General features: G+C 66.8%; 22 protein-coding genes and 2 pseudogenes. 8 read left to right on the top strand and 16 right to left on the bottom strand.

The features are described 5' to 3' along the window. Positions 1–256: 256 nt before the first annotated feature. The 4 genes and pseudogenes from SHTP_RS08460 to SHTP_RS08445 all read right to left on the bottom strand — a co-directional run bounded on the left by SHTP_RS08460 (position 257) and on the right by SHTP_RS08445 (position 3,240). Entirely contained in the window at positions 257–646 is a 390-nt protein-coding gene (locus tag SHTP_RS08460; RefSeq protein WP_231991730.1) for a hypothetical protein, read from the bottom strand. A gap of 22 nt (positions 647–668) precedes the next feature. After that, positions 669–1,509: pseudogene (locus SHTP_RS08455) on the bottom strand (ISAs1 family transposase). Between the two features lie 119 nt (positions 1,510–1,628). Further along, the gene (locus SHTP_RS08450) at positions 1,629–1,901 is read right to left on the bottom strand and encodes a hypothetical protein (protein WP_096389512.1); all 273 of its coding nucleotides are present in this window, start codon (positions 1,899–1,901) and stop codon (positions 1,629–1,631) included. A 325-nt stretch (positions 1,902–2,226) separates the two neighbouring features. Continuing rightward, positions 2,227–3,240 (bottom strand): uroporphyrinogen decarboxylase/cobalamine-independent methonine synthase family protein, encoded by a 1,014-nt coding sequence (locus SHTP_RS08445; protein ID WP_096370314.1) that lies wholly within the window; start codon positions 3,238–3,240, stop codon positions 2,227–2,229. A gap of 95 nt (positions 3,241–3,335) precedes the next feature. On the opposite strand from SHTP_RS08445, the gene SHTP_RS08440 reads away from it, so the two are divergent. Next, on the top strand, positions 3,336–3,965 hold the full coding sequence (locus SHTP_RS08440; protein ID WP_011740004.1) for a sensor domain-containing protein: 630 nt from the start codon (positions 3,336–3,338) through the stop codon (positions 3,963–3,965). Here the strand turns inward: SHTP_RS08440 and mnmA are convergent. The 7 genes from mnmA to SHTP_RS08405 all read right to left on the bottom strand — a co-directional run bounded on the left by mnmA (position 3,962) and on the right by SHTP_RS08405 (position 10,464). Further along, positions 3,962–5,053 carry a tRNA 2-thiouridine(34) synthase MnmA gene (gene mnmA / locus SHTP_RS08435; protein ID WP_096370313.1) on the bottom strand — a complete coding sequence of 364 codons (1,092 nt, stop codon included), beginning with the start codon at positions 5,051–5,053 and terminating at the stop codon, positions 3,962–3,964. The genes SHTP_RS08440 and mnmA overlap by 4 nt on opposite strands. After that, positions 5,050–6,231, bottom strand: a complete 1,182-nt coding sequence (locus tag SHTP_RS08430; RefSeq protein ID WP_096370312.1) for a cysteine desulfurase family protein — start codon at positions 6,229–6,231, stop codon at positions 5,050–5,052. Before SHTP_RS08430 ends, mnmA begins: the two co-directional genes overlap by 4 nt. Positions 6,232–6,291: 60 nt before the next feature. Continuing rightward, complete coding sequence (locus SHTP_RS08425) at positions 6,292–6,792, bottom strand: DUF427 domain-containing protein (RefSeq protein ID WP_096372390.1); 501 nt, start codon at positions 6,790–6,792, stop codon at positions 6,292–6,294. 79 nt (positions 6,793–6,871) lie between these two features. Further along, positions 6,872–7,708, bottom strand: a complete 837-nt coding sequence (locus tag SHTP_RS08420; protein WP_096370311.1) for a lysophospholipid acyltransferase family protein — start codon at positions 7,706–7,708, stop codon at positions 6,872–6,874. Further along, positions 7,708–8,568: a GNAT family N-acetyltransferase gene (locus SHTP_RS08415; RefSeq protein ID WP_096370310.1), complete on the bottom strand. Its 861-nt coding sequence runs from the start codon at positions 8,566–8,568 to the stop codon at positions 7,708–7,710. Before SHTP_RS08415 ends, SHTP_RS08420 begins: the two co-directional genes overlap by 1 nt. A gap of 100 nt (positions 8,569–8,668) precedes the next feature. Then, positions 8,669–9,625: an electron transfer flavoprotein subunit alpha/FixB family protein gene (locus SHTP_RS08410; RefSeq protein ID WP_096370309.1), complete on the bottom strand. Its 957-nt coding sequence runs from the start codon at positions 9,623–9,625 to the stop codon at positions 8,669–8,671. Between the two features lie 47 nt (positions 9,626–9,672). Next, the gene (locus SHTP_RS08405; RefSeq protein ID WP_012393508.1) at positions 9,673–10,464 is read right to left on the bottom strand and encodes an electron transfer flavoprotein subunit beta/FixA family protein; all 792 of its coding nucleotides are present in this window, start codon (positions 10,462–10,464) and stop codon (positions 9,673–9,675) included. A gap of 272 nt (positions 10,465–10,736) precedes the next feature. Between SHTP_RS08405 and SHTP_RS08400 the strand changes: the two genes are divergently transcribed. The 3 genes from SHTP_RS08400 to SHTP_RS08390 all read left to right on the top strand — a co-directional run bounded on the left by SHTP_RS08400 (position 10,737) and on the right by SHTP_RS08390 (position 14,483). Beyond that, the gene (locus SHTP_RS08400) at positions 10,737–11,555 is read left to right on the top strand and encodes a class I SAM-dependent methyltransferase (protein WP_011739997.1); all 819 of its coding nucleotides are present in this window, start codon (positions 10,737–10,739) and stop codon (positions 11,553–11,555) included. Continuing rightward, positions 11,552–13,147: a 1,4-alpha-glucan branching protein domain-containing protein gene (locus SHTP_RS08395; protein WP_096370308.1), complete on the top strand. Its 1,596-nt coding sequence runs from the start codon at positions 11,552–11,554 to the stop codon at positions 13,145–13,147. The genes SHTP_RS08400 and SHTP_RS08395 overlap by 4 nt, the downstream gene beginning before the upstream one ends. Before the next feature lie 91 nt (positions 13,148–13,238). Further along, positions 13,239–14,483 carry a glycosyltransferase family 4 protein gene (locus SHTP_RS08390; protein ID WP_012393506.1) on the top strand — a complete coding sequence of 415 codons (1,245 nt, stop codon included), beginning with the start codon at positions 13,239–13,241 and terminating at the stop codon, positions 14,481–14,483. Here SHTP_RS08390 and SHTP_RS08385 read toward each other — a convergent pair. Beyond that, on the bottom strand, positions 14,480–15,457 hold the full coding sequence (locus SHTP_RS08385) for an SDR family NAD(P)-dependent oxidoreductase (RefSeq protein ID WP_096370307.1): 978 nt from the start codon (positions 15,455–15,457) through the stop codon (positions 14,480–14,482). The two genes, SHTP_RS08390 and SHTP_RS08385, sit on opposite strands and share 4 nt — an antisense overlap. Before the next feature lie 66 nt (positions 15,458–15,523). Here SHTP_RS08385 and SHTP_RS08380 point away from each other — a divergent pair. Next, positions 15,524–16,879, top strand: a pseudogene (locus SHTP_RS08380) (TIGR01777 family oxidoreductase). A 4-nt stretch (positions 16,880–16,883) separates the two neighbouring features. On the opposite strand, the gene SHTP_RS08375 reads toward SHTP_RS08380, so the two are convergent. Both SHTP_RS08375 and SHTP_RS08370 read right to left on the bottom strand, forming a co-directional pair. Continuing rightward, complete coding sequence (locus SHTP_RS08375) at positions 16,884–17,531, bottom strand: Rv1815 family serine proteinase (protein WP_231507101.1); 648 nt, start codon at positions 17,529–17,531, stop codon at positions 16,884–16,886. A 236-nt stretch (positions 17,532–17,767) separates the two neighbouring features. Continuing rightward, the gene (locus tag SHTP_RS08370) at positions 17,768–18,409 is read right to left on the bottom strand and encodes an SOUL family heme-binding protein (protein WP_096370306.1); all 642 of its coding nucleotides are present in this window, start codon (positions 18,407–18,409) and stop codon (positions 17,768–17,770) included. A gap of 173 nt (positions 18,410–18,582) precedes the next feature. Between SHTP_RS08370 and SHTP_RS08365 the strand changes: the two genes are divergently transcribed. Continuing rightward, a complete protein-coding gene (locus SHTP_RS08365; RefSeq protein WP_096370305.1) occupies positions 18,583–18,990 on the top strand; it encodes a hypothetical protein in 408 nt (135 codons plus the stop codon). A 2-nt stretch (positions 18,991–18,992) separates the two neighbouring features. On the opposite strand, the gene SHTP_RS08360 is transcribed toward SHTP_RS08365, so the two are convergent. Together SHTP_RS08360 and ampC are read right to left on the bottom strand one after the other, a co-directional pair. Then, entirely contained in the window at positions 18,993–19,496 is a 504-nt protein-coding gene (locus SHTP_RS08360) for a MarR family winged helix-turn-helix transcriptional regulator (RefSeq protein ID WP_096370304.1), read from the bottom strand. A gap of 109 nt (positions 19,497–19,605) precedes the next feature. Beyond that, entirely contained in the window at positions 19,606–20,814 is a 1,209-nt protein-coding gene (gene ampC, locus SHTP_RS08355; RefSeq protein ID WP_096370303.1) for a class C beta-lactamase, read from the bottom strand. A gap of 214 nt (positions 20,815–21,028) precedes the next feature. Here ampC and SHTP_RS08350 point away from each other — a divergent pair, with 214 nt between their 5' ends. Together SHTP_RS08350 and SHTP_RS08345 are read left to right on the top strand one after the other, a co-directional pair. After that, positions 21,029–23,143 (top strand): MMPL family transporter, encoded by a 2,115-nt coding sequence (locus tag SHTP_RS08350; RefSeq protein WP_096370302.1) that lies wholly within the window; start codon positions 21,029–21,031, stop codon positions 23,141–23,143. Then, a complete protein-coding gene (locus SHTP_RS08345; protein WP_096370301.1) occupies positions 23,140–23,619 on the top strand; it encodes a TspO/MBR family protein in 480 nt (159 codons plus the stop codon). The genes SHTP_RS08350 and SHTP_RS08345 overlap by 4 nt, the downstream gene beginning before the upstream one ends. Positions 23,620–23,627: the final 8 nt, after the last annotated feature.

Raw genomic sequence — 23,627 nt, 5'->3', positions numbered from 1 at the left:
CCCGGCGCCCCATCCCCCTTCCCATCCGTGCGTGCGGCCTCGCCGCACACGGCCTTGCGACGTCCACCCGGACCGCCGACATCTCGATTATCAGGCGCAACGCAGCCACAATACGTAGTTGCCGATCCGGGGACGTGGCGTGGCGGGGTCCTCGGGCAGCTATCGGACTGCCCGTGGGTTCTCAGTCCTGACCCGCTCGATTCCAGTCGGCCCCGGCTCGGTTGGCGCGCCAATCAGCCCGCAAGGCCCGGGATTGTCAGGTCAACGACAGCAGTTCCGACGTCTGAGGGCCGCCGGGCGGCTCGAGTGTGCCGGTGCCGTCGGCTGCCGTTTGCTCAATTCGCGCGGCGATGACGTCGTCCCATTCGTCAAGGCGCGCCAGGAAGAACTTCTCGGCCTCGTCGTAGGGCAGGTCCGGGCGTGGCGCGATGAGCGAACAGACATCGGCATAAACACGCGCGGCCTCCGGGTCCACGAAGTCCCATTCACCCAGCGGCCATTCCTCGCGTAGATAGCCCAGATCCGAATACTCCTGGTATAGGGGTGTTCCCGGATACGGGGTGATCTTGCCCATGAACTTATAGGTGGAGATGAATTTTGTGGCCCGTAGCAGCCGCGCGGTCTCGCGCAATTCGTCCGGCTGCACCGCAGGGCTCCGGCGTTGTTGATTAGCAGGCTTGTGAGCTGGGGAATTGTGGATTGAGGAGGTCTAGGCGGCGGTTGGCGGTCAAAGCGGTGATCCGGCAGGCTTCGGCGATGTTGTCGGCGCCGTTGAGGCGGTGCAGATTGATCGCGGTGTTGCGTAGCGTTGCTAGGACCTGTGCGCCGTTTCCGGTATGTGCCCTTTGACGGTCTTCGTCGAAGGTGACGTCGCGTATCCAGTGCAGGCTGTTCTCGATTCCCCAGTGTTGACGCATCCAGGTCATGATCGCGGTAGGGCGGGCGTGCTCGAACGGCAGGCTGCAGATGGCATAGACCACCTCCACGCTGCGCTGGTCGGTGGCGGTGATCAAGCGTTCACGAGTGATCCGGATGATTTGTTTTGCGTAGGGGAAGCCGATTCCTCGTGCAGCGGTGATGATTTGCAGGGTGCGGGTCTCGACACGGCCGTGGCCGCGGGAGTCGTCGGTAGCGGCTGCGGGCACCTCGGCCCAGGGCAGCGCGGTGATACGCGCAAGTATTTTGGCTTGGTTGGACTTGACGATCATCAGGTAGTGCGACTTCAAGGTGGCGCAGATCAACTTCGCGGTGACGACCTAGGTATGCATCGCATCCACGGTGACCAGCCACCGCAAGCTACCCGGCAGCAGCGTGAGCAGGGGTGGCCAGAACCGCGATCGCCAACAAAGCCATCAGCGAATACCTCCGACCGCGTGGGTCCCTCGGGTCTGGCACCGAGGCCAACACATCGAGAAACTCCGATCCGATGAGCTCGCTGCGCTCACCAGGACTCCAGCGGTCGAACACCTCTGGAACCGACGACACAGGCAATACTGAAACGGTAGGCACGGGCAACTCCAGACCAACGACGAACAGTAACCAACTCGATCGTTCTCCAGATAGCCCGTGCCTACACTCCGGCCCCAATAGCGCGGCACCAAAGATCATCAACCCAGCTCACAAGCCTGCTAATCAACAACGCCGGAGCCCTGCTTACCGCTGCAACGCACGGCGTTCTCGATGGCCGACCACGTTTCCTGTACCGAACTGTGCCCGGCAACGAGCCCGTTGACGGTGGCAATCTCGATCCCCTGGGTCTTGGCGTAAGCCTTGATCGACATCATGCCGAGGTGCTCCATCGACATGGTGGAATACACCCACGGGTCGCCAAGCTTCTGCTCGCTCAAATAGGAGCGCCCATTACGGCGGGCACCGGGAGGATTGACAAGCAATATCGTCACTTCTGGACCCCACGACCGAAATCAGCAGTTGATAACCTGATTTTCACTCACGGTCTGCATGGCCCGAACCAACAGACTTCGCGCGAGCTTAACCCACACTCGCGAAAAAAATCAGGAATGGCTTTCGGCTCGCAGAATCGCCGTTGTCTCGCGAATCGATCACTCACCCATTCCGTTCCGTATGGGATATTTCCGAACCCTACTCACGCGAACGAGTGCGGTCTGTCCGCCAATCGGATGCATACACCCGTCGACCCGCATGTCCACCAATCAGCGGAACAGGGTGAGGTCTCCGCCAGGGCCACAGGCCCCGAACATCGCACCCTCAGATGGCATCGGGATCTCGAGCCAGGCCTTCGGCGGCCTTGCGGGCGAGGCCGATCGCGGTGCGGGCCCATTGCCGCGTCGCGCCGGCCAGACCGCAGCCCGGCGCGACCCCAACATGGTCGCGCAGCACCGTGCGGCCGAAGCCAAGCCGGTCGGTCACCGCGACCACGTCGGCGGCGACCTCTTCGGCCGAAGGCCGGCGGTCGGGAACGCTGGCGGGCACGACGCCGAGCACCACCGTGCGGCCCGAGTCGATGAACGCCGCGATGCTGTCCAAGTCCGCGGCGCGCAGTGTTGCGACATCCACCGACACCGCGCTGATACCACTGCGCTGCAAAAGATCCCACGGCAGCGCCGCCGCGCAGCTATGCAGCGCCACGTCGGCGCCGGCGGCCTCGACGCAGGTATCGAGCAGCCCCAGCGCCACCGCCTCGTCGAGTGCGGCGACCGGGGCCAGCGAAGTCACGCCCGTCAGCCGCCCCTCCAGGGCCGCCGGTAGCGTCGGCTCGTCGAACTGCACCACCACCGGTGTATCGAGACGGCGCGCCAATTCCGCCCGGTGGGCGGCCACTCCCTCGCCGAGCGAGGCGGCCAGATCACGCACGGCCCCGGGGTCGATGATGGCCCGATGCCCGTTGCTCAACTCCACCCCGGCCGCCAGGGTGATCGGCCCGGGAGCCTGCACCTTGACCACCCGCCCGCCGCCCCGAAGGCCCGCGGTCTCCCAAGCTTCTTCCAGGGCGTCCATGTCCTCGTTGAGCATGCTGATGGCCCTGCGGGTCACCGCGCCGGGCCGCGACACAATGCGGTAGCCGCGCGGCACCGTGTCCAGGGCCAAGTCGACCAGCAGCGCGCCCGCCCGCCCGAGCATGTCGGCACCCACTCCCCTGGCGGGCAACTCCACCAGATAAGCCAGCGCATCCGCCAACTCGCCAACGACGACCTCGGCGGCCGGCCGCGCAAGGATGCCCGGCCAGGACCCGACGCCGGTCGCCGTTGCGAAAACACTCACTTGCCAACCGTATTCGACATCGCATCGGTGGCACACAGCCAGGGGTGTTTACCGACGGACCGCCGGGGTAGGTTGCAAGCACAAAGGGGTGGCAGATGGCCAGACTGATTCGACCGCTGTTGATGTGTTGCGCCACGCTCCTGGCAGCGGCGTGTACGCGAGTGGTGGACGGCGAAGCGCTACCCGCGTTCGGTGCGTCCGCCCCGGAGGCCCGGCAGGCCGGCGCCCTGCTATTGGACCAAACCCGGATGCGCGCGATCACCGGCGCCGGCGAGGACCTGACGATCATTCCGGCGATGGACGGCAGCTATCCGGTGGATATCGATGCCCTGGCAAAGACCGCGCCGGTGGAATGCCGGTTCATCTTCTCCGAGACCACCACCTTTGGACCCGACATCGCGGGGTTCCACAAGACCACCTTCCAAGATCCGCCAGATAGCGCTCTGATCTCCGAAGCCGCGGCGGTGTATCCGGACGCCGACATCGCCCGACGAGCCTTCGACGATCTGGTGGGCGCCGTCGGAAGTTGCGCAGACAGTTCCAGCGGCTGGTTGTTCGTCAGCAGCTGGAAAGCCGACGCCGACTCGCTGCGCATGCGCCCCGGTGACTGCGGCCGCGACTACCGGGTGCTTTCGGTGGCCCTGCTGGAAGTCACCTTCTGCGGGTTCCCGGATTCGGTCTCTGACATCGTGCTCACCAACATCGCCGCCAACGTGCCGGGCTAGGACACCGGCGAGCACGCCGAGGTTGCGGTGATGGTGGCACTGCCCAGCACCTCATCGCCGTCCGGATCGGGGCGGTACAACACCAGCGTCTGCCCCCGTGCCACCCCCCGCAGCGGGGAATGTAACCGCACCGACAGTTCGTCGCCGACCAATTCGGCTACCGCACTGGTGGTTTCACCGTGCGCACGCACTTGAACCGCACACTCGAGCGGGCCCGTCGGAGCGGTACCCGCGGTGAAGATGGGCGCCCGCCCTGTCAGCGCGTGCACCTGCAGATCGGCCACGTCACCGACCCGAACCGTGCCGGTTTCGGCGTCGATCGCCGTCACGTAGCGCGGGCGGCCGTCGGGCCCCGGCCCGGGGATCCCCAGGCCCTTTCGCTGCCCGATGGTGAAACCGTGCACGCCGTCATGGGTGGCCAGCACCGCACCGGCCGCGTCCACCACTGTGCCGCGACGAACCCCTATCCGCTCGCCCAGAAACGTCTGGGTGTTGCCCGACGGAATGAAACAGATGTCGTGGCTATCCGGCTTGTCGGCCACCGCCAGGCCGCGCCGGGACGCCTCTTCCCGAATCTGCGGCTTGGGGGTGTCCCCGATCGGGAACATCGCGTGGCGCAGCTGCTCGGCGGTCAGCACCGCCAGCACGTAGGACTGGTCCTTGTCCTGGTCCACAGCGCGGCGCAGCCGCCCCTCGGATAGCCGGGCATAGTGGCCGGTAACCACCACGTCAAAGCCCAGAGCCAACGCTTTGGCATACAGCGCCGAGAACTTGATGCGCTGATTGCAGCGAATGCAGGGGTTGGGGGTCTCACCGCGGGCGTAGGAGGACACCAAGTCGTCGATCACATCCTCTTTGAACCTCTCGGCGAAATCCCATACATAGAACGGGATTCCAAGCACATCGGCGACCCGGCGCGCGTCGGATGCGTCCTCTTTGGAGCAACAACCCCGGGAGCCGGTACGCAGCGCGCCCGGCGCGGTCGACAGCGCCAGATGCACGCCGACGACGTCGTGGCCGGCATCGACCATGCGGGCGGCCGCCACCGATGAGTCGACGCCTCCGCTCATTGCGGCTAGAACTTTCACCAGGCCGCTCCCGCGGCAGCCACGGCGGCAGAGCGGGCGCGAGCCACCGCTGCGGGCAGCACCTGCAGCGCCGCATCGACGTCCGCCTCGACTGTCGTGTGCCCCAGCGAAAGACGAAGCGAGCCGCGCGCGCTGGCCGGATCGGCGCCCATCGCGATCAGCACATGCGACGGCTGCGCGACACCGGCGGTGCAGGCGGATCCGGTCGAGCACTCGATTCCGTTGGCGTCCAGCAGCATCAGCAGCGCATCACCTTCGCAACCGCGGAAGGTGAAGTGCGCGTTGCCGGGCAGCCGTAGCGGATCGCGGGCACCATTGAGACGAACGTCGTCGATTTCGGCGAGCACCCCGGCAACGAGGCGGTCCCGCAACGTCTGCAGCCGCGCACTGTTGGCCTCCAGCCCGTCCACCGCGATCCGCGCCGCCGCCGCTATACCGACCGCACTGGCGACGTCGGGGGTGCCGGACCGGATATCGCGCTCTTGGCCAACACCGTGCAGCAGCGGCACACAACTGACGTCGCGTCGCATCAGCAGCGCCCCGGCTCCGGGTGGGCCGCCGAACTTGTGTGCCGTCACACTCATCGCCGCCAGGCCGCAGGCACCGAAGTCCACCGGTATCTGGCCGACGGCCTGCACGGCGTCACTGTGCATGGGGACACCGAACTCGGCGGCAACCCCGGCCAGTTCGGCGATCGGCATGATCGTGCCGACCTCGTTGTTGGCCCACATCACCGATACCAACGCGACATCGTCATGGCTCTCCAGCGCATCGCGCAACGCGCTGGCCGACACCGAGCCATCGGCGTCGGTGGGCAGCCAGGTCACCTCGGCGCCTTCGTGCTCAACCAGCCAGTCCACCGTGTCCAAAACGGCGTGGTGCTCCACCCGAGTCGTGACGATGCGCCGACGGGCGGACTGCGCGTCTCGGCGCGCCCAGTACATTCCCTTGACGGCCAGGTTGTCGCTCTCGGTGCCCCCCGCGGTGAAAATCACCTCCGAGGGGCGTGCCCCCAGCTTGGCCGCGATCAGCTCGCGGGATTCCTCGAGGCGCCGGCGCGCAGCCCTCCCGGTGGTGTGCAGCGACGACGCGTTGCCCACGGTGGCCAGCACAGCCGTCATCGCCTCGATGGCGGTTGGATGCATCGGGGTGGTGGCGGCGTGATCGAGGTAGACCATGACTCGCCCCACGATACCGGCCAGGTCAGCGACCCCAAACTCCTGAGCCGGCGGCCGCGCTTACCACCCCATCGATCCGGGAATGCCTTTGAACGGGCCGACAATCCAGCTGGTGATCCATCCGCCGTAAAAACCGCCGGGTTGGGGCACCACCGGCTCGCCATTGACCGTGCAGCGGTCCACCTGGGCCGCCATCACCGCGATCGCACCAGCGATGGGCTGGAAGGGGTGGGTGGGGTTTGGGTAGGTCCATGCCGCGTGCGCGGCCTGTCGCGCCGGGGTTACCAGGTCGAAGTAGCTCGCTCGGCCCTTCCACTCGCACCATGAACCGCCCGCCGCCGGGCGCAACACACCGTCGCCGAACGCATCTTCGGGCAGGTAGTACGTGGGTGGGTGACTGGTCTCGAGCACGCGCCAGGCTCGGGTCGCCGACGCAATCGTCTGGCCGCCCCGCTCGATGGTGATCGAACCGGCGAACGGCTCCAACCGCGGCGGCCGGGGATAGTCCCACACCGACTCCTGGCCGCCGGCGGGCGGATCGGGTGTTGGCCATGTTGTCATGACGGCCTCCTGCACGCTGGGCTGACGGTCCCTGTCACCCATTGTCCACAGACACGTTGCCGCAGGATGAGAGGCCTTTTCAGGCCACCAGCGCGGGCCGGTGTGCCGGGTGCGCCGCCCCAGCGTGCACTGCGGACTGGCAGCGGCTGGCCAGGGCCCGGCGATCGCGGCCCGGCAGTTGCAGGGAATCGACATGCACCGACGCCACGATGCGACGCACGGCGAGCACCCGGCGAACCGAGCGCGCCAGGGTGTCGTCTCCGACGAAGGCCGGGGTGGTCGAGATGGCCCCGTTGACGTGGTGATATGTCAGCCGCAGCGGCTGCACCGGACGGCCGGCGTCAATCGCGGCCTGAAACATCGCGGGATAGAAGCTGCCCGACGCCAGCCCGCACCAGGTGGTTCCTTCCGGAAAGGCCACCACGGTCTGTCCGGCGCGCAGCCGGCGGGCGACGGTGTCGACCACGCCGGGCAGCCGGCGCAGGCTGGTCCGCTCGATCGGAATGATTTTCAGCAGTCGGGCCACAATCTCGACCCCGGGTCCGGTGAACATGTCCGCGCGTGCCACAAATGAACCTGGCAGTACCGCGCCGATGGCAAAGACGTCCAGCCAGGAGATGTGGTTGCTGACCACCAGAACCCCGCGCAGGTTGCGGATCGGGCTGCCCGACACCGTGATCCGGACACCGAAACAACGCAGGACCAGCCGGCAGTATGCGCGTTGGGCGTGGCTGCGGCCGGGCACCGGCACGCCGAGCAGCGGCAGCCCCGGCATCAGCAGCAGCGCCCAGAGGATGCGCAACGCCACCCGCAGGGTGGCCGGTACCCGGCGGGGCACCGCCGGGTGGCCGAGGCTGACGCAGCTGATGTCGCACGAGGTGCGAGGCAGCCAGGAGTGCCCGGCCTCAGTGTTCATCAGGCCGCTCCGCCCGCCAGCTCGCCCGCCATTTCCGCGGCCGCGGACACCGATCTGAGCCGCTTGAGGTAGCGGATGTCGGCGTCACGCTTGCCGAGCAGCACACAGAAATCCCCCACCCCGAAGTCCGGATCGTGGGCGGGCTCGCCGCAGGCCTGCGCGCCCAGCCGCAGATAGCCACGCAGCAACGGCGGGATCGCCGGCCGCGGCGGTGGGGCAATGTCATCCAGGCTCTTGCCGTCGATGCGCACCGGCCGGTAGGGGTCCACCCGGTAGGAAGCCGGGTGGCGCCTCAGCACGAAGTCACGCACGCCCCGCAGCTCGCGGCCCGGCGTGATGCCGTCCCGGCCGGTTGGCTCGACGATCGGCACCGACACGCAGCCGGTTACGTAGTCGTAGTCACAGCGGTCCAGGTAGGCAAGAATTCCCGCCCACATCAACAGCACCACCGCACCATTGCGGTGCCCGTCACGCACCGCGGCGCGACCCATTTCCACCAGCGACGGCCGCAGCGGGTCGAAGGCACCCACGTCGAACTCGGTAGCGGTATAGAGGCCTCCCGCGGCGATGGCCCCTGCCGGTGGCAACATCCGGTAGCACCCCACCAGCTCACCGGTGTCGTCGTCGCGGACCAGCAGGTGATCGCAGTACTCGTCGAAGCGGTCGACATCCCTGCGGTCGTCGGCCGCCGGTAGCGCGAAGCCCGGCGTGGCGGCGAACACGTCATAGCGCAGGCGCTGAGCGGCCTCGGTCAGCGCGGAATCGGTGGACAGCAATAGGGAATAGCGCGGGCCGGCACCCGCATCGGTCGCCGGGCCACGCGGTTTGTCGCTGGGTATGAGGACAGAAGCGATGCTCATGCCACCAACGTGGCCTAACCGGTCAGCTAACCGGCATCAGCGCTGTGACATGTCGGTGCACGTCAGATGACGAAATGTCGCAGCCGACGATAACGGCCGATCAGCCCTTGCGAGCCTTGACCCCCTCGGTCAATTGCGGGGCAACCTTGAACAGGTCGCCGATCACGCCGTAGTCGGCGATCTCGAAAATCGGCGCCTCTTCGTCCTTGTTGACCGCAACGATGGTCTTGGACGTCTGCATGCCCGCGCGGTGCTGGATCGCCCCGGAGATACCCAGCGCGATGTAGAGCTGCGGCGAAACCGTCTTGCCGGTCTGCCCCACCTGGAACTGACCCGGGTAGTAGCCGGAGTCGACCGCGGCACGCGAAGCACCGACCGCACCCCCCAGCGAGTCGGCCAGCGCCTCGACCACGCTGAAGTTCTCGGCACTGCCGACACCACGGCCACCGGACACCACCACCGTGGCTTCCGTCAGCTCGGGGCGGTCGCCGGCGACCGCCGGCTCACGCGAGGTGATCTTGGTGGCGTTCTCGGCAGGGGCCGGGACGTCCACGCTGACCTGCTCACCGGCGCCATCGGCCGGCTCGGCCTCGATCGCACCGGCACGCACCGAAATCACCGGGGTGTCACCGGTGGCCTGGGCCTCGACGGTGAACGCGCCACCGAAGATGGAGTGGACGGCCTTGCCACCGTCGTTGATCCCCACCACGTCGACGAGCAGACCCGACCCGATCCGGGCAGCAAGCCGCCCGGCGATCTCCTTGCCGTCGGCGGTGGCAGCCACCAGCACGGCCGCCGGGGCCGAGGATTCAGCCAGTCCCGCCAGCACGTCGACGAACGGGGTGATCAGGTACTGGTCGACGACGCCGGACTCAGCGACGTAAATCTTGGCGGCACCGGCCGCCTTCAGTCCGTCGACCAGCGGCGCGGCGGTGCCGGGGGCGCCGATCACAACGGCGGCCGGCTCACCCAACGCACGGGCGGCGGTGATCAATTCGGCGCTGACCTTCTTCAGCGCGCCTTCCGCGTGCTCAACGAGCACCAATACTTCAGCCATGGGGTTTATCGCTCTTTCGTCATTGGGCCTGAAATGCAGGGCACTCGCTAGATGATTTTCTGCGCAACCAGGTACTGCACGATCTGGTTGCCGCCTTCACCTTCGTCGGTGACCTTTTCACCGGCAGTCTTGGCAGGCTTCGGGGTCGACGACAGCACCGTCGACCCGGCGTTGGCCAGGCCCACCTCGTCGGCTTCAACCCCGATCTCGGCGAGGGTCAGCACGGTGACTTCCTTCTTCTTGGCAGCCATGATGCCCTTGAAGGACGGGAAGCGCGGCTCGTTGATCTTCTCGTTGACGCTGACCACAGCCGGAAGAGAGGCTTCCAGGGTGAACAGGCCCTCGTCGGTCTCACGCTCGCCGGTGACCTTGCCACCCTCGACCGACAGTTTGCGCACGTGGGTGAGCTGCGGCAGGCCCAGGTACTCGGCGATGATGGCCGGCACCGCGCCGCCCACGCCATCGGTGGACTCGTTGCCCGCGATCACCAGCTCGGTGCCCTCGATGGCGCCCAGCGCACGTGCCAGCGCCCACCCGGTCTGGATGACGTCCGAGCCGTGCATGCCGTCGTCCTTGAGGTGGACGGCCTTGTCCGCGCCCATGGACAGGGCCTTGCGGATCGCCTCGGTGGCGCGCTCGGGACCCGCGGTCAGCACGGTCACCGAACCCTCGCCGCCTTCGCGCTCGCGGATCTGCAGCGCTTCTTCCACCGCTCGTTCGTTGATCTCGTCCAGGACCGCATCGGCGGCCTCGCGGTCTAGCGTCCAGTCGCCCTCGGTCAGCTTGCGCTCCGACCAGGTGTCTGGGACCTGCTTGATCAGGACCACAATGTTTGTCATGGGTATGGCTCGTCCTCCTCGAAGGAGTCCCGCAGCCGTCGACTGCAGGACTTCGGTCACGCGGTTCGCAACCGCACGGCATGTTACTAGGCGGTAACTTCTCGCGGTCTGCCCTCACACCTTAGCGGGTGGCAGTTGCTCAATTGCCCGCTCACCCCCCATAACCCGCGGCTATCCCACCCCGCCAGACCCCCGCGTCGGGGGCTCGAGCATTCCTGGCATTTCTGGCTACGGTTCGCGAATCGGGCGCTAGGCACTAGCCTGCGTTAGCAATGAGCTCATTCGTCCCCGACGTTCCCGACCAGATCCCGACCGCCAGTGCGCCGCCGGTCGATGCGGTGTTGACGCTGACGGGCGAACGCACCATCCCCGATCTGGACATCGAGAACTACTGGTTCCGTCGCCACGAGGTCGTATACGAACGGCTGGCGCCTCGTTGCGAGGGCCGCGACGTGCTGGAAGCGGGCTGCGGCGAAGGCTACGGCGCCGACATGATCGCCGATGTCGCGCGCCGCGTTGTGGCCGTGGACTACGACGAGGCCGCGGTAGCGCATGTCCGCCACCGCTACCCCCGAGTCGAGGTAATGCAGGCGAACCTGGCGGACTTGCCCCTTCCCGACGCATCGATGGACGTGGTGGTCAACTTCCAGGTCATTGAGCACCTGTGGGATCAGGGCCAATTCGTCCGCGAATGCGCGCGGGTGCTGCGCCCGTCGGGCGTATTGATGGTGTCCACGCCGAACCGGATCACCTTCTCCCCCGGCCGCGACACCCCGATCAACCCCTTCCACACTCGCGAACTCAACGCCGCCGAACTCACCGAACTGCTGCTAGAAGCGGGTTTTGCCGAGGTGACGATGTACGGGTTGTTCCACGGGCCGCAGCTGCGCGCGATAGATGAACGCCATGGCGGCTCGATCATCGACGCCCAGATCGCCCGCGCGGTCGCCGACCAACCGTGGTCAGCCGAACTGACCGCCGATGTCGCGGCGGTCACCACCGCGGACTTCGACATCATCGGGGCGGGGCTGGAACCCGCCCACGAAATTGACGACAGCCTGGATCTGATTGCGATCGCGGTGCGGCATTGACCAATTGGGACAACACCAATTCGCCAGACCGGGTGCCCGGGTTGTTCACCCTGGTGCTGCACACCCATCTGCCCTGGCTTGCCCACCACGGCCGATGGCCGGTCGGCGAGGAGTGGCTCTACCAGTCCTGGTCGGCCGCCTACCTGCCGTTGTTCCGGGTGCTGCGCACCCTGGCCGACGAGGGGCGCCGCGGGCTCATCACGCTGGGGATGACTCCGGTAGTCAACGCCCAACTCGATGACCCCTATTGCCTGGACGGAATGCATCACTGGCTGGCCAACTGGCGGCTGCGCGCGGCCGAGGCCACCAGCGTCCGGTCTGCGCCCGCATCGAAGTCGGCCAAACACCTCTCCTGCACACCAGAGGCCCTACGCGACTTCGGAACCCGCGAGTGCGCCGAGGCCGATCAGGCGCTTGACGACTTCGCCGCCGCCTGGCGCCATGGCGCAAGCCCGCTGCTGCGCGCCCTGATCGACGCCGGCACGGTCGAGTTGCTCGGCGGCCCACTGGCCCACCCGTTCCAGCCGTTGCTGAATCCGCGGCTGCGGGAGTTCGCGCTGCGCGAAGGTTTGGCCGACGCACGGCTGCGGATGGCGCACAGCCCATCGGGGATCTGGGCACCCGAATGCGCATACGCCCCCGGCATGGAGCACGACTACGCGGCCGCCGCAGTCAGCCATTTCATGGTGGACGGTCCATCCCTGCACGGCGACACCGCACTGGGCCGACCGGTCGGCGACACCGACGTGGTCGCGTTCGGGCGTGATCTGCAGGTCAGCTACCGGGTGTGGTCACCGAAATCCGGCTACCCCGGGCATGCCGCATACCGCGATTTCCACACCTACGATCACCTGACCGGCCTCAAACCGGCCCGCGTCACCGGCCGCAATGTGGCATCGGAGGCCAAAGCCCCCTACGACCCGCAGCGCGCCGACCGCGCGATCGACGTCCACGTCGCCGACTTCGTCGAAGTGGTGCGCGGCCGGCTGATTGCCGAGTCACAGCGCATCGGCCGGCCCGCGCACGTGGTCGCCGCGTTCGACACCGAGTTGTTCGGCCATTGGTGGTACGAGGGGCCGACCTGGTTGCAGCGGGTGCTGCGCGCCCTGCCTGCCGCCGGCGTGCGGGTGGGAACGCTGCACGATGCCATGGCCAACGGATTCGTGGGCGCTCCGGTCGAATTGCCCCCCAGCTCTTGGGGTTCCGGCAAGGACTGGCAAGTCTGGAACGGCCCCAAGGTTTCCGATCTGGTCCAGCTCAACTCCGAAGTGGTCGACACCGCACTGACCACCGTCGATAAGGCGCTGGCCCAGACCGCGTCCCTGGATGGCCCGATCCCCCGCGATCACGTCGCCGATCAGATCCTGCGTGAGACGCTGCTGACTGTCTCGAGCGACTGGCCGTTCATGGTGAGCAAGGACTCCGCCGCCGACTATGCGCGCTATCGCGCGCACTTGCATGCGCACGCCACCCAAGAGATCGCCGGGGCGCTGGCGTCGGGCCGGCGCGACAACGCCCAGCGACTGGCCCAAGGCTGGAACCGCGCCGATGGCCTGTTCGGGGCTCTGGACGCACGAAGGCTGCCCAAGTGAGCGCGCCGGCGACCGACGAGCGTGCGCGGCTGTACAGCGACACGCCGCTACGGCCGACATTTTGTGCACGTTCGTGGAGGGGGCCACGTTCATGAAGATCCTGATGGTGTCGTGGGAGTACCCACCGGTGGTGATCGGCGGGCTCGGCCGCCATGTCCACCACCTCGCCACCGCATTGGTCGCGGCCGGCCACGAAGTCGTGGTGCTGTCCCGCCGGCCCTCGGGCACCGACCCCAGCACCCACCCATCGTCTGATCTGATCAGCGAGGGAGTCCGGGTGATCGCGGCCGCGCAGGATCCGCACGAATTCAGCTTCGGTAGCGACATGATGGCTTGGACCCTGGCCATGGGTCACGCCATGGTCCGGGCCGGCCTTACCCTCAGCGGTCCCGGCGCGGAGCAACCCTGGCAACCCGACATCGTGCACGCGCATGACTGGCTGGTGGCACATCCGGCGATTGCGCTCGCCGACTACTACGACGTGCCAATGGTTTCCACGATTCATGCGACCGAAGCCGGGCGGCATTCCGGTTGGGTTTCGGGAGATCTGAGTCGCCAGGTGCACGCGGTCGAATCCTGGCTGGTGCGTGAATCCGATTCGCTGATCACATGTTCGGGATCGATGAGCGATGAGATCACCGAGCTGTTCGGCCCAGGGCTGGCCGAAACGGCGGTGATTCGCAACGGTATCGACGCGGCGCGCTGGCCTTTTGCGGTCCGTAAACCACGCACCGGGCCACCGGAACTGCTCTACGTCGGTCGGCTGGAGTACGAGAAGGGTGTGCACAATGCCATTGCCGCACTGCCGCGGATCAGGCGCGCGCACCCAGGCACCACACTTACCATCGCCGGCGAAGGCACCCAACAGGATTGGCTGGTCGAGCAGGCACGCAAACACCGGGTGCTCAAGGCCACCAAGTTCCTGGGCCACCTCGAGCACGCCGAACTGCTGACCCTGCTACATCGGGCCGACGCCGCGGTGTTCCCCAGCCACTACGAGCCGTTCGGACTGGTCGCGCTGGAGGCCGCCGCGGCCGGAACACCGTTGGTGACGTCGAATATCGGCGGGTTGGGCGAAGCGGTGATCGACGGGGTCACCGGGGTATCGTGCCCACCCCGCGACGTGGCGGCGCTGGCCGCCGCGGTGTGCGGTGTGCTCGATGATCCGGCCGCCGCGCAGCAACGTGCCCGGGCCGCGCGGGAACGGCTCAACTCCGACTTCGATTGGCAGACCGTGGCCGAGCAGACCGCGCAGGTGTACCTGGCGGCCAAGCGCGGAGAACGGCAGCCGCTGCCCCGGTTGCCGATCGTCGAGCACGCGCTGCCTGATCGCTAGTCGATGCCGATCGCGTCCGCGCAGTACCGCCACAGCCGTTGACGGTCATCGTCGCTGTACCGGGTCCACGGCAGGTAGTGCTCCGGGCGAGTCCGACGGTCATGCCAGAAGGTGCCGCTCAGCGGTGCCGGTCTGGTGGCCGCCAACCACACCGCGGTGTCGGCGCCCTGTTCGGCGGTGCGCAGTAGCGGCCCGATGACCCCGCGAAAACCCGGCAGTGATGTGGCCACCCCCGGAGTGTCGGCCCAGCCGGGATGCATGGAGTAGACGCGGATGCGCTCGCCGCTCCAGCGCCGGGCAAGCAGCGGCGTGAATGCCACCTGCATGCGCTTGGTGCGGGCGTATGCGACCGCCCCGCGGTAGCCACCGGCACGGTATTCGGGATCCTCGATCGGCAGCGGTTGGGTGTACATGCCGCCCGAAGACATCAGGATCACTCTCGGGTCGTCGGACTCGGCCAGCATCGGAACCAGCAGTTCGGTCAGCAGTATCGGCCCCAAGACGTGGGTGGCCAGCGTGATCTCATGGCCCTCGTCGGTCTCGGCGCGGGCCGCGGGCAGCAACCCGGCATTGTGGACCAGCACGTCCAGCCGGGACACCCGGGTGCGCAGGTCTGTCGCGAAGGCCCGAACGGCACTGAGGCTGGAGACATCGCAGACCTCCACCCGCACGTCGGCGCCGGAGGCCGCGGCGATCTCGTCGCGTGCGCGCTGCCCACTGTCGCGATCGCGCACGGTCAACACAACGGTGGCTCCCAGCTCGGCCAACCCGGCGGCAATGGCCTTACCCAGGCCGCGATTTGCGCCGGTGACCATCGCGGTGCGGCCCCGCAGGGCTGCCGGTGAGGGATCGTCGAACCAGCCCGAATGGCGAAGCTGATAGCCGACACGGGTGTATCCCCCAACGATGGCGCGATCGAGTGCCCGATCCAGGGTGGTATCCAGCAAAGAACGGATGCCATCGACAACGCTCATGCTGATCACTATCCGCTATCGGGCACGCCGTCGCCGCGCGGCCACCCGCGGCGGTAACGTGCAACGATGGGCGTGGTGTATTCCAGCGTGGTCGACGCGCCACGCGATGAGGTGTTCGAGTGGCACAGCAGGCCTGGAGCATTCAGCCGACTGTCACCGCCCTGGCAACCCATGCGGTTGGTAACCGAGGCGCGATCACTCGAAGATGGTCGCGCGACGCTGGCGCTTCCCGGCGGCCTGCGCTAGTTGGCCCAGCACCAGCCCGATTCCTACGATCCCCCAAGGCGTTTCGTCGACACCATCGCAAGCGACGGGCTGGCTTCGCTGCCGGCCCGAATCGCGGTGCGGTGGCGGCACACTCACGACTTCGAGGACGCCGGCGCGGGCCGGACCCGGGTGATCGACCGTGTCGACACCCCGATACCGGCATCGGCATTGCGGCCGATGTTCGTATACCGCCACCAGCAGCTTGCCGATGATCTGGCCGCACACAAACTTGCCGCCGCTGCTGGCCTGGGCGCCACAACAATTGCGGTCACGGGGTCCTCCGGGCTGGTCGGTTCGGCGCTGACCGCCTTTTTGAGCACTGGCGGGCACCGGGTCGTGCGCTTGGTTCGTGGCACCCCACGCGGCGCCGACGAGCGGCACTGGGACCCGCACGATCCTGACCCCGAGTTACTGACGGGGATCGACGCGGTGATTCATCTGGCCGGCGCCTCAATCGCCGGGCGGTTCACCACAGCGCATCGAAACGCTATACGCGAGAGCCGAATTGGTCCGACGCGTCGGCTTCCCGAGTTACTGGGCCGCGGCGCTGACGGGCCTCGCGTGCTGATCTCGGCCTCGGCTGTCGGGTGTTACGGCTACGACCGTGCCGACGAGATACTGACCGAGGAAAGCGGTCGCGGCGAGGGGTTTCTTGCCGATGTCGTCGCCGAGTGGGAAGCGGCGACCGGCCCCGCCCGACAAGACGGCGTGCGAGTGGTGCTGGTACGCACCGGCATCGTGCAGTCTCCCCGCGGCGGCACCCTGCAGTTGCTGCGCCCCCTGTTCAGCGCCGGGCTGGGCGGCCGCCTTGGCGACGGTCGTCAGTGGCTGTCCTGGATCGGGATCGACGACCTGGTCGACATCTATCACCGCGCCTTGTGGGACACCGGGCTATCGGGTCCGGTGAACGCTGTTGCACCACAACCGGTGCGTAACGCCGAGTACACGCGCACCCTGGCCCAGGTCTTGCATCGACCCGCGGTGTTGCCGGTCCCGGCACTGGGACCGCGGCTATTGCTGGGCGATCAGGGCGCCCGCGAACTCGCGTGTGCCAATCAGCGCGTCCTGCCGGCGCGGCTGGCGCTGGCTGAGCACCGGTTCCGCCAGCCCAACCTCGACACGGCCCTGCGCCACTTGCTGGGGCGTCATCGGTGATCAGCTAGCTGCCGATCGTGCGCCCCTGCGGGGGTGGCTGCGTGGAGTCCACCGAGCGTGAATCGAGGTAGACCTGCCGCATGACCGCCGGCCAGGACTGGGCTTCGGATATCGAGCCGCGCACACCGTCGAGCAAGCCGGCGATCAAGGCGTGGTTGTCGTCGTCCAGCACGTATACGGGTGCACCAATCTCGTGCTGATCCGCGTCCATGCCGGCAATGACGAAGCGGCTCTCGGTGACGGTGTCGACGCGGCCGCAGCGTTGCCTCGCCGCGGTGGCCTCACACACCCGTGCACCGGGCTGGACCCGAAACCCTGGTTTCGACTGCAATCGAAGTCCGGTGGGCAGCAGGTCGGTAGCGGCCACTTCGGGGGCCAAGGTGATGACTTCATAGTCGACACCGGCAGCCGCACCGTCGACCGCCACTTCACTGACCGTCGCCTGGCCGGCCAGCGTCACGGCACCGACCGCATTGCCGTAGCGGTCGGTCACCATCGGATCGCCATTGCATCGACCGGCACTGAAGGCTATCCGCATCTGCGGTTCGACGAATCCAATCACGCACACCACCGAGCCCTGATGGATTTCCAATCCGGGATATGCCGTCACTCCAACGGCGGCCCGCCCCAGTGCCGGCGTCTCAACGCTCACCAGCACGAACACGACCGCGATCGCTGCGCGACACCATCGGTGATACATGATTTCCAACCGGTCACGGCAATCCAGCCGCGACCAACCCCACTTCTATTGGCAACGACATTATCCGGCGGAAACCGGTTACCCATTCTTGGCGTAGTCAAACACTACTGCTCAATCGCAGCTCGGTCGATCACCACAGTGCAAAAGCCACGCTCGATGCAGTAGTAATGACTCTACCGAAGGCCTGGTCAGCGCCTGGTCACCGGAACGGCGATTTCGTTGCGACGAAGGCATGGAATTGTCCACGGCGGATCGTAGAACCACGCCACCGGCGAACCAACCGGTTGCAGATCGGTGCCGTCGAGCAAGCCGAGTAGCTCCGTGGTGCGCGCCGCCACCGCGCCCGCGCCGCGATCACCGCTGAAGCGCAGCACCGCGTAAGTCTCCGCCGGCACCGCTACCAGGGCGACGGCGTTGTCGTTCGGCACCGGCAGGGTATCCAGGGTCCACTTGGCCGGCATGAAAAACCGTATCGTCCACGTGCCGCCGTCGCCGGCTTGCTGCGCCACCGGCGCTGTCATGGCGATGGGTTCGCCCGCGCCGGTCTGATCGCGGTGTTGGCTCACGGGAGCCGTCATCGCCAGTTTCGACTTGGCGTGGTTGGCGCCGAAAATATAGCCGGCCAGGACGCGGAATCCGCAATTTCGGGCGCCTTCCTCGGTGTCGTCGACCACGGTTTCGGCCGCAACGCGCGGACCATAACGACGGACCTCTAGGCCCTTGCCGAGTTGTTCGACGGTGTGGGCCGGTTCTTCGGTAACCCGCACCCCAACGACGAGACCGACCGCCTCCAGGAGTTGGGCCAAACGCGGCACAATGCATCCCAGCATCTGGCGATCTACCTTTCGTGTGTCTGTCGACGCTACGCCCCGGCAAGTCGAGCCCGCCGGCCCGTCAATTGTGGAACAGCCACCGACCCAACCACCACGTCGAAACCATGCGGTGCGACCACTAGCCTCGAGGGGACACAGGCAGCTGGGGCGCCAACGATCGGAGCCATGCAATGACGCCGCAAGACCGGGGCGAGTACTTTCCCTACCGCTACGACGCCCGCCTGGCCCCCATGCGGCTCCCGTTCCGGTGGCCGGGCCGCCAAGGCGTCACGCTGACCGACGACGGCCGTTTCGTGGCCCGCTATGGGCCCTTTCATGCCGAAGCGCCACTGTCGAGCGTGACCGACTCCCACGTCACCGGGCCATACCGATGGTGGACCGCGGTAGGCCCGCGACTGTCGATGGTCGACGACGGCCTTACCTTTGGCACCAATGCGCAGGCCGGGGCGTGTGTCCACTTCGAGCCGCGGATCCACCGGGTGTTGGGTTTGCGGGATCACTCGGCACTGACCGTGACCGTCGCCGATCCCGCGGGCCTGGTGGCCGCCCTGAAGAAGATCGGCCAGAGCGCGCCCTAGCGCTACGGCGAGCTCAGATCGGTCCGAAACACGCGCATCGCGGCGATAAGGGCGGTAAAGACTCGATGCGCCGCCACCAGATCCGGGTCGGCAACGCCGTCCAGCGCGGCACGGGTGTGCATTCCCAGCGGAGTGAAGAAAGACCGGGCGGTCGCCAGGCCGGGTTCGGAATACCGTAGGACGACCTTGCGACGGTCGTCGGGGTGAGTATCGCGTCGAATGTGGCCGGATTCGATGAGTCGATCCACCAAATAGGTAATCGCGGCGGCCGATAGACCCATCCGCTCCCCGAGTTGCCCCGAGGTCAGCGGCCGACCGCCGGTTTCGGCGACCATGATGTGTAGCAGCGCCCGAAAATCGTTGGGGCACACGCTGTGTGACACCGCAAACAAGTGGCCGATCTGATCGGATTCGGTCGATAACTCCCGCAGATCGGCCGAAATCGCCGACTCGAGCCCCTGGCGGCTGCAGGCCTGTTCATCCGCATCCATGGCAATGTGCAGCATATCCGCATCGGCAATTATTTCAGTTCATTAATCTTTAACCAGTTGAATTAGCTGACGGAGGCGGGCGCCGGCTCGCGAAGGCCGGTGCGGGCTCGACCATTGATCCGATCTATCGCGACTCGGCCGCGAGTTTTTCGAGCACCGCATGGGCCGCCGTGATGCGCGCGGCGTTGGGGAAGTTCTTGTTCGCCAGCATCACAATGCCGATCCGTTTGTCGGGTACGAACGCGGCATAGGCGCCGAACCCGTCGGTGGAACCGGTCTTGTTGAACAGCCTCGGGCCGGACGGGGGCACCCCGGCGACCAGGGTAACCGGGTTTGGCTGCATGGCAATGGTGTTGGAGTTGCCGGCCAGCAGCTGATCGAGGGTGACCGGGTAGGAATACTGCTCCCAGCCAAGCCCCTGGACCATGTCAGCGACATTAAAGTATCCGAGGTGGGTTGCTTGCACGGCACGGCGCATCGACGCCGGTAGGCCCTCGGGTGAGATGTTGGCCTCGACGAAGCGCAGCATGTCAGGTTCAGATGACTTGACGCCGTAGGCTTCGGCAGCAAAAACCCCCGGGTTCACCCGAACCGGTTCGTTGCTGGCGTTGTACCCCCACGCGTAGTCGTCCATCTGGGCTTGCGGCACCCGGATGAAGCTGTGGGACAGCCCCAGCTTGGGAAAGACCTGGGTTTGGACCAAATCGACAAAATCGCTGTTCATCGCCAGCGCGGTGAGGTGGCCCAGCAGCCCGATGCTCGGGTTGGAGTAGCGCCGCTGTTGGCCCGGGGCGTCATCGGGTGTCCATTGCTGAAAGTAGGCCTGCATCTGGGCGTCGTCGGTGATCTCGGGCGGAAATTGCAGGGGCAGTCCGCCAGGGGTGTAGGTACCCAAGTTCAGCAGGGTGGCCTTGTCGATGGCGCTGCCCGCGAGCTGCGGCATGTACGCGGAGGGGTGCCCCGCCAGCGATATTCTGCCGAGTTCCTGCGCGTAGCAGGCCAGCGTTGCGGTGAACGTCTTGCTCACCGAACCGATCTCGAAGATGGTGTCCGCCGTCACGGGGGCACCGCTTTGCTTGGCGGCAACTCCATAGTTGAAGTAGCGCTGTTGGCCGTTGACCGTCACCGCTACGGCCATACCGGGTATGTCGTACTGGACCAGCAGCGGTCGAAACGCGCTGTCCACGGCCGCGGACAGCGCATCGGACGCCGCTACCGCCGGGGTGGCGACAAGCGCGCACAGCGAGGCGATGGCCAGGATTAGCGGTGTGGCCGCCCTGGTGATGATGCCCAACGGAGTCCCTTCGCCGGCCCGAATGCCCTTACCGGGCATGACTGCCCGCTAAGCCGACGACACTACTGGCCAAACCCGGCGGGCAGCACCGGCGCCTCGAGCGGCGCTACCCGGCGCCGACCGGCATGCGATCAGACGATCTGAATGAATTACGCTACTCCCCATAGCTTTTGGCATTTGGTGCGGCACCAGCGGAGCACACCGGGTGCACCCTTGATTGAAAATTACTTAAACAACTGAAATACTTGCGCACGTGGTTTGGGACAGACTTGCGGCGGCGCTAGCGGCCAAGAGGTCGTGGCTGATCTCGGTGGGTGTCGTCGCACTGGCCACGGTGTTCATGGTGTTGGTAGGAGGAAACTCCGCGGCCGGGCAAGCACCGCAGTCGGTACCCGCCGACGCGGAGTCGGCGAAAGTCGAATCCGAGCTGGGCCGCTTCCCCGGCGGCGACCGGGCCCCACTGATCCTGGTCGTCACTCGCTCGGACGGGACCACGCTGGACGCCGCCGATCGCCGCGCGGCACAACAGGCAGCACAGCGCATGCAGGCCTCGGCACACCCCGGCGCGAACCCGCGACCGGCAGCTCCGTTGATCTCGGCCGACACAAAAGCGGCAATCTCGGTGGTGCCCATCAGCGCGAACCTGTCGGGCCTGGCCCTCAACGACGCTGTCAAGGCGTTACGCGAGGCGGCACACGAGGGACTGCCGGCGGACCTGGACGCCCATGTCACCGGCGGACCGGCCTTCGGCGCCGACATCGCCAATGCATTCACCAACGCAAACATCACCCTGCTGGCGGTGACGGCATCGGTGGTAGCGCTGCTGCTCATCCTCACCTACCGCTCGTCGGTGCTATGGCTGCTGCCATTGCTGGTGATCGCCTTCGCCGATCGGGTCGCGACCACAGTCGGGACCGCGGTCGCCGCCCTGACCGGGCTGAACTTCGACGGATCCACCTCGGGGATCACCAGTGTGCTGGTCTTCGGCGCCGGGACCAACTACGCGCTGCTGCTGATTTCTCGATACCGGCAGGAACTTCCGGTTCACCGCGATCACCGCGACGCGCTGGCCCGGGCGGTGCGCAGGGCCGGACCGCCGATCGCCGCCAGCAATGCCACCGTGGTGCTGGCGCTGCTCACGCTGGTCTTCGCGGCAACCCCCAGCAACCGCAGTCTGGGCGCCCTGGCGGCGTGCGGGCTGGTCGTCGCGGCGGTATCGGTGCTAGTGGTGCTGCCACCGCTGCTGGCGCTGTGTGGGCGAAGACTGTTCTGGCCCTTCATTCCCCGCGCCGAGGACACCACGGCGCTCGATTCCGGCTTTTGGCATGCGGTCGCCCAACGGGTGGCTCGCCGACCCGCTCCGGTCGCCCTGGTCACCGTCGCCCTGTTGATCGGGTTGGCGACCGGGCTACTCGGCACCCGGATCGGGCTGTCTCAGACCGAGCAGTTCCGGGTCAAAGCTGATTCGGTTTCCGGCTACGACGTCGTGGCCCAGCACTTCCCCGCGGGCCTGGTTAACCCCACACTGGTGGTAGCCCCCTCGGCGCAGGCGACGCAAGTGCGGCAAGCCATTGGCGCAACACCGGGCGTGGTCTCGGTTACCGAGTCGGGCCGCTCCGGCAAGTTCGGGGCCGGACTGACCAAGTGGTCGGTGGTGATCGACGCCCCACCATCCTCCGAACGGGCGTTCACAACGATTGCAGCGCTTCGACATTCGGCCAGCCAAGCATCCCCCTCCGCGTTGGTCGGCGGGCCGGATGCGCAGGCACTTGACGTACGCGACGCGGCCGAGCACGACCGTGCCCTGCTGATTCCGGCCATCCTTGCCGTCATCTTGGTGGCGCTCTACGCGCTGCTGCGCTCCGCATTGGCTCCGCTGATCCTGCTGGCCGCCACCATTCTCGGCGCGCTGGCCGCGTTGGGACTCGGCGGCTGGGCCAGCATCCACGTATTCGGCTTTCCCGCCCTGGACAACAGCACCCCACTGTTCGCGTTCCTGTTCCTGGCCGCCCTCGGGGTGGACTACACGATATTCCTGGTCACCCGAGCCCGTGAGGAGTCGGCACGAAATGGCGCGCGCGCCGGGATGGTCCGGGCGGTGTCCGCCACCGGCGGGGTCATCACCAGCGCGGGAATCGTTCTGGCCGCCGTCTTCTGCGTGCTCGCTGTGCTGCCCCTGATCGTGCTGACCCAGTTGGGCATCATCGTCGGCCTGGGAATTCTGTTGGACACCTTCGTCGTACGTACCCTGGTAATTCCGGCGCTGTTCACCTTGATCGGCGATCGCATCTGGTGGCCCAGTGATCCCAAAACCACTGCTCACCAACCTGATTTAGCGTATTCGCACGCGGACGGAGGATCAGAATGAACAAATCGACACTGGCCGGCACCGCGCTTGCGGTCACCGCGGCGGCCGGTAGCGGAAGCATTGCCAGCCCGCCACGAACCTCAGACTGGTACGCGCGACTGCGCAAACCGTCCTACCAGCCACCTTCGGTCGCCTTCCCCATGGTGTGGACCACGCTCTACGGCGATATCGCCGCCAGTTCGGCAGTGGCCATCGACCGGTTGAACGCAACTGGCCAGCGCGACAAGGCACGCCGCTACATCGGCGCGTTGAGCATCAACTTGGTACTCAACGCCGGGTGGAGTTGGGTGTTGTTCCGGTTCCACCGGCTGGGAGCGTCAGCGCTCGGTGCCGCGGTCCTGGCAACCAGCAGCGCCGACCTGGTGCAGCGATCCGCTGACGCCGATCGGCGCGCCGGGCTGGCGATGCTCCCCTACGCCGTGTGGTGCGCGTTCGCCACCGTGCTGGCCACCCACGTCTGGCGACTCAACCGCTGAACCACCCA

Source organism: Mycobacterium ulcerans subsp. shinshuense, assembly GCF_002355775.1.
GTDB classification, from domain to species: domain Bacteria; phylum Actinomycetota; class Actinomycetes; order Mycobacteriales; family Mycobacteriaceae; genus Mycobacterium; species Mycobacterium marinum.
Note: the sequence above shows the minus strand (reverse complement) of the source record. Positions and strands in the feature narration are given on the sequence as shown.